A 6589-nucleotide genomic window follows, 5' to 3' on the forward strand; every position below is an offset into this window, starting at 1 on the left:
CGTCTCATTCTGGGATATGCGGCCGAGCACGGCGGGATTGAGCTGACGCAGACCAAAGCCTTCAAGCGCAGTTTTGTTGCCTGGGTGTGATTTTCCGCGCAGAACTGACCCGGGGTCAGTTCTAAGCGGCAATCAACATCGGATGTCCATGAAATTAGTTCAGCCGCGCCTTGAGAATAGGCCGCAGCAAATAGCTGATGACCGGGCGATTGCCATTGATGATATCGACCTCGGCAATCATTCCCGGACGGATAGGTAGGATCTGGCCATTATGTTGAAGGGCGTTGCTCTCCGTTCGCAGAAGGATCTGATAATAGACCTCCTTGCCGCGGAGCGTGGTTTCTTCGATGGTATCGGCGCTGATCTGCTCCAGCCGTCCCGTCAGATCGCCGTAGACCGAATAGTCATAGGCAGTGATCTTGACCCTGGCCGTCATTCCAACCGCCAGAAACGCGACGTCCTGAGGGCGCACCTTTGCCTCGATCAGCAGTTGTTCGTCGAGGGGGAGGATCTCCATGATGGCTTCGCCCGGCTGGATGACGCCGCCACGAGTGGTCACGAGAATATTGTTCACCATGCCGCGTACCGGCGAAACGATCTCGGTGCGGCGCAATTGGTCTTCCCGTTGGCGCAGGGACTGTTCCAGCGCGCCCAGCTCGGCCTTGCGCGCGGAAAGCTCGGTATAGGCGTCCTGGGTGTAGCTCGTTAGCAGTTCGGTCAGCTCTCCGCGTAGGCGTTCCGTATCCTGTCGCAGTCGCAACAAGTCCATCTCGCTGACGGCACCTCTTTGGACCAGTGGCTCGAGCAACGACAGCTGGCGCTTGGCGATGTCGAGTTCCGATGTTAGAGCGGCGCTGCGTTCACGGAGGTTGTTGCGCCGGGCGTCGAACAGCGCCTGTTCGTCCAGCGCCTCGGGGCTTTTGGCCGGGACGCCCTCAGAGAAATAGATATGGTCCTCGCCGCGCGCTTCTGCCGCGAGCCGGGCGATGGCTGCGCGAAGGCTCCGCGCCTGCGCTTGACCTTCCAGAAAGGCCGCAGCAAAGCGGGTATCGTCCAGCTGCAACAATGGCTGGCCTGCCTCGACGATGTCACCTTCCTGCACAAGCATGGTCTCAAGGATGCCGCCCTCGAGGCTTTGAATGCGTTGCAGGCGGCTGAGCGGGATAACCCGCCCCTCGCCGCGTGTGACCTCATCGATCCGCGCCAAGGACGCCCAGCCCAGAAAGCAGGCAACGACGAGTATGCACGTCCACATCATCCGCCGGGCTGTGCGTGTGATCATGGCCTGTTCGGCCACGACGGCATCCTGCAGGCGAACATGGCCGGGCTTGAAATCTCTGTTAGCCAAGGCGCATCTCCTGGCGGCCTGCCTGTGATCCGCTCATAAGGTCACTCAGATTGCCATCCATCACAACCTTGCCCGCCTGCAACACGACCCCGCGTGTTCCCAAGCCGAGAAGTGCGCGTTTATGCGTGGAAATTACAACAGTTCGACCCTTGAGAAATTCTTGCAGGTAGCCGATCAGACGGGCCTCTGCCGCCTGATCGAGGCTGGAAGTTGGTTCGTCCAGCAAGACGATCCGGGGATCCTGCAGAATAACTCGGGCAATGCCGACCGCCTGCCTTTGGCCCGTCGAAAGGCTGCCTGACCCGGTGATAGCCATGTCGAGCCCCAAAGGATGGGCCCGTACTGCGGGGCCCAGCCCGGTGGCATCCAGCGCAGAGAACAGGGCTTCGTCGTCATGCGCCTCACCATCAAGAAGCAGGTTTTCCCGCAATGTGCCGTGAAACAGCGCTATTTCCTGAGGCAGATAGCCAATCGACCGGCGCAGGTCGGCCGGATCGATCTGGCCCAGGCTCACATCATCGAGGAGAATACGGCCAGCATCGGGCTCGCGCAGGCCCGACATCAGGCGGAGCAGGCTGGATTTCCCCGCCCCGTTGTTTCCCAACAAGATGACATGCTGCCCCGCTGCAATTTCGAGCGCTGTGACATCCAGCGTGAGTGGAGCCTCGGGTCCATAGCGGAACTGGATCCCTTCCAGCCGATAGTGCCCTCTCAGAGCGGATTTGTGCACGAAGGCGCGGCCCGGCGGACGCTCGACTGGCGCCGCCATCACAGCGTCAAGTCCCTCGATGGCTGCCTTGACATGCTGCCAACGCACTAGAATGCCCGTCATCTGGTTGATCGGGGCGACAGCGCGCGACGCAAGCATCGAACAGGCGATCAGCGCGCCCTGTGTCATCTCGCCCGCACCGATCCGATAGACGCCGTAGACCACCACCCCGACATAGCACAATTGCTGTACCATCCCGGCACTGTGCAGCAAAAAGCCCGACAGGCGGCGGAATTCCAAACTGTCCTGAGAGAGTTGTTCGGTCAGCTCTTCCCAAAGGCGCAGGTTGCGACCTTCAGAGCGGGTTGTCTTTATAGTTTCCAGATGCTCGACTGCCTCAAGCAGCAGCCCCTGCTTTACCGCTCCCTCGCGCAGGTTTTGGCGCGAGAGGGCGGCGAGGCGGCCTTGGAGCAACAGGCTGGGCAAAAGCATTAGCCCGATCGCAGCAAGCGGCACCCAGACGATCGGCCCGCCCACAAAGGCGATCAGCGACAGAAACAGTGCGAGAAATGGAAGATCGCTAATGGCTCCCACTGTTGCTGCCGTCAGAAATTCGCGCACAGTTTCAAATTCACGCAACTGTCCTGTGAATGCGCCCGTCGAACCCGGACGGGCAGAAAGGCGCATCTGCAACAGCTGCGCGAAAAGCTGGGACGAAAGTTCCCTGTCAAGCCGCTTTCCGGTCGCATCCAGAAGATGTGCGCGCAGCGACCGCAGCATGAACTCTAGAAAGACGGCAATGCCGACGCCGATGGTCAGGACCCACAAGGTGTCATATGCAGTTGTCGGGATGACACGGTCATAGACCTGCAGGGCGAAGAGCGAAGTCACCACGGCCAGCAGATTGACGAAAAAGGATGCAACTCCTACCTCGGCGAAGATCGGCCAGCAGTCCCGAAGGGGGCCCCGCATCCAGTGTTCGTCCATGCGACGCGCATAGTTTTCCGCGCGGCTATCGCCGCGATAACGCGGCCTTGCCAAGATGGTGGTGCCTGTCACTGTATCGACGAGCTGCGAGCGGCCAAGTTGAACTTCACCGCCGCCCACCTCGGGCAAAAGCACGACCGCTTTGTCTTCGTGCCACTCAATGAGCAAGAAGGTCCCACCGTCCTTGCGGACAAGCAGTGCAGGGAGTAATAGCGGCTCAATCTCGGTTGGGCGCATATGGGCGATCCTTGCGGTCAGTCCAACACGCCGCAAGGCTCGGGGCACATCGTCAAGCGCAAGGCGTCCAGCCGTCAGCGGCAAACCTTCGGCGAGTTCCGCCTCTCGTGTGTCGCGCCCGAAGTGACGGCACAACAGGACTAAGCCTTGACGTAGACCGTCGTCCTGACACGGTATAAGATTTGCTAGTGGCTGTTCTTGTTGCAACTTTTTTCCTTGTTGGGCGGGACGGGCCGATCAGATAACTTTGTGCAAAGTTTGTGCCTGTCGCCGTGACAAGGTGCTTGGATTTTCACGCCTTGTCACGGCCGAGTTAGCGCAACCTATCAAGTGGTGAAAACGGTCACCGCCTCCTCCACTTCAAAAGTCGCTCCACCGAGGGTGTAAAGCTGGAAACCACCACTCACTCCGCCAGCGACGGCACCAAGTGCGGTCACACTGTCCGCGCTGTCACCGGTGATGCGCAACAGGTCGGGCGCATCGGTCAGGGCGAGAACCGTTTCTTCGTCTAGCGTCAGCGAACTCCCGGCATCGCCGGCGCCCAGATCGATTGTCTCGATCGAGGTTGCGCGCGTCGGGCCCGTCAGGTCGATGGCTGTGCCGCCGGCGACTTGCAGGATGTCCAGCCCGGTGCCCCCATCCAGCAGCACAAAGCCGTCGTCGGCGATCAGGATCAGGTCATCGCCATCACCGGCCCGCAGGATGTCCGCTCCGCCGTTGCCTTGCAGCGTGTCATCACCCGCATAGGAATAAAGCCGGTCGGCGGCCGCGGTGCCCGTCATCGTTTCGCTGTCAGAGTCGCCCTCTTGATACGGCAGGCTATCACCCAGCAGCGTGTTCAGGGCGTTGGCGTCCAGCAAACGGCCGATCGTGTCGGTTGCAGTGGCACCGGAACTGTCTGTCGCGGTAATCGACAGGTTGTCTAGAACCGCCGCATTCAGGTCGACGTTCAGCCCGAGGAGGGTTGCGGCATTGGCGATCTGCACGGTCGCAAGCAGTTCGTTGATCGCGAGGTTGTCAATGTTGCCCCCATTCAGCGCCGTGATTTGCAGCGTCGAGCTTGGGGCGACCAGACCCAAAAGGCCAGGGTTGTTCACGACCTCAAGCTTGAGCCCGAGTTCTGCCGCAAGCGCTTGCGAACCGGCCAGTTCAAGGGGCACCAGATCGACGCTTATCAGCGGGCTGTAGCGCAGGGTGACAGAGCGAAGGTTGCCGTTGGCATCCGCTGCCGTCAGATGCTGCTGTCCCAGCAGAACAACCCCAAGCGCGTCAAGGCCAAGGATCGACAATAGGGCGTTGCTGCCCACCTGCACTTCGGGGGCCACGTTGTTGGGCACCAGCGGATCAGCGGGTGGCAGTGTCATGCCGCTGCCGTCAAAGGTCACGCTGGTCGCGGCGCTGTCGCCTTCAGCATCGACGATCACGCCATTGACAACCGTGGTCCCACCCAGAACCGATGTCGCTTGGGTCGCCTCGTCCACGACTAGGTTGCCATTCGCAAGCAGGGCCTCGATCACCGCTGTCATGCTGGCGGCATCCCCCACAAGGTTGACGCCTTCCAGACGGATCTCCTGATCGACAGCCCCCGTAGCGAAGCCGCCAAGGAAACCGCCGGTCGTGCTGATCGAAACGACCGTCGCGCCAGTACCTGCAGGATCATAGGCGAAATGCAGATAGTTCGTCAGGTTCAGACTCGTGGAACCGATCTTCCCCTCGCCGATCAGCAGGCCACTCAGGTCCAGAATGTCGCCGCCGTTAGGCACTGGCCGTGCGTCGAAATCGGTGATGGTATCGACAGCCGGACTGCCCGTCGTTGCACCATCGCCTTTTTCCCACAGGAAAAGATCGATGCCTGTACCGCCGCTCATCGTGTCGTTGCCGATCCCACCGCTCAGGATGTCCAAGCCATCACCACCATTCAGGCTGTCGTTGCCCGCCCCGCCGCGCAGGATGTCGCTGCCACCAAGGCCACTGATCGTGTCGTTGCCCTCGTAGCCATAGATGCGATCTTCGCCTGCGCCGCCGACAAGGCTGTCAGCTCCAATGCCGCCCTCCGTGAGGTAGGTGGGGCTGTTGTTCGACAGCAACGACAGGCTCAGTAGATCGCTGCGCGATTCGGTGTCGCTGAAGCCGGTCGAGTCTTGGGCCGAGATCGCGAAGGTGCTACCCAGACCGATGAACAACGCGTCACTAAAATAGACCGTTCCGAGGAACTCATTCAGCCTTTGGTTGTCTATCGGTCCTCCGCCAATCGCCGAGATCGTGATCGATGCGCTAAAATCTAAAATCCCCAAGTCGTTGCTGTTGTCGACCTGGAGGCCGAATTCGGTCGCCAGTGCCGAGGATGCCTGGAACGCCGCGCCCAGTGAAATATCGATCGCCGTGAGAGAGATCGTCACTGAGGTGATGTTGTTGTTTGGATCAACTGCTTGGAAGGCCTGTTGCTCGCTGAAGTCGAGTAGACCCAGCGCTTCAAGGCTGACCAGATCAAGAAGGCTGTTCGATTCCCCTAGCGCGACAGTCGGCGCCTGCTGCGTCTCGGCTGCTATCAGTGAGACACCGGTTGCGTCATAACTATAGGAGCCTGTTGCCATGTTGATCGCAAAGGTCTCGCCCCTGATCGTCCCGACGGTCAGGGTATCGGTCGGCGCGTCGAAGCTGTAAAACGAACTACTGGGCACCAGGTCAGAGCTTCCGGTGACAACCGGGGCACCGGCGCCGTCATAGCTGAATACAATCCCGTCGAGGCTGATCTGCGAAACACGACCTGCGCCATCGGCCCCAAATGTATCGACCATCGACCCAGTAATTGGGACCGTAGTTGGTGAAGTCACCGCGAAAAGCGCGGGCGCCGAGGCCTGTGGCAGCCCGTCGACCAGACCGATGCTCAGGGACGCAGGCGCACTCGTATTGCCAGAGGCATCGGTCGCTGTCACCGCAAAATCAACCGACAGTGTATCGGCGGCACCCACGACCGGATGGTCAAGGGGCTGGCTCAGGGTCAGGCTGTAGGCGCCTGCAGTCGTCACAGTCAGCACCGCCACCACTTGCCCGTCGGCGGAGCCGGTCAGCGTGAAGGTGTCACCCGAGAAAACCCCTGCATCCCAGACCAGCAGTTGGCCGCCGGAAGACAGTCCGGCAGGACCCGTCGCAGCAACGCTTGCAACGCCGCTGCCACTTCCGTCACTCAGCTGCATGCTTCCGGTCGTCGAAATCGGGTTAAGCTCGACCCCGCTTTCCGAAAGGCTGGTCTCCGCGCTTTGCAGCAGCGGCGCGGTGGTGTCGGGCACGGTGTTGATGACCGGGCT

Annotated in this window: 3 protein-coding genes; all 3 read right to left on the reverse strand. The window is 60.7% G+C overall.

Annotated features, from left to right (window positions below; genetic code table 11):
• Positions 1 to 154: 154 nt before the first annotated feature.
• Positions 155 to 1348 carry an HlyD family efflux transporter periplasmic adaptor subunit gene (locus EP867_RS18035; protein WP_241656964.1) on the reverse strand — a complete coding sequence of 398 codons (1194 nt, stop codon included), beginning with the start codon at positions 1346 to 1348 and terminating at the stop codon, positions 155 to 157.
• Complete coding sequence (locus EP867_RS18040) at positions 1341 to 3488, reverse strand: type I secretion system permease/ATPase (protein WP_128490852.1); 2148 nt, start codon at positions 3486 to 3488, stop codon at positions 1341 to 1343. Before EP867_RS18040 ends, EP867_RS18035 begins: the two co-directional genes overlap by 8 nt.
• A gap of 119 nt (positions 3489 to 3607) precedes the next feature.
• The coding region (locus tag EP867_RS18045; protein WP_128490853.1) for a type I secretion C-terminal target domain-containing protein at positions 3608 to 6589 on the reverse strand (2982 nt) is incomplete at its 5' end.

Origin of the sequence: Falsigemmobacter intermedius, assembly GCF_004054105.1 — a bacterium.
Lineage (GTDB): Bacteria > Pseudomonadota > Alphaproteobacteria > Rhodobacterales > Rhodobacteraceae > Wagnerdoeblera > Wagnerdoeblera intermedia.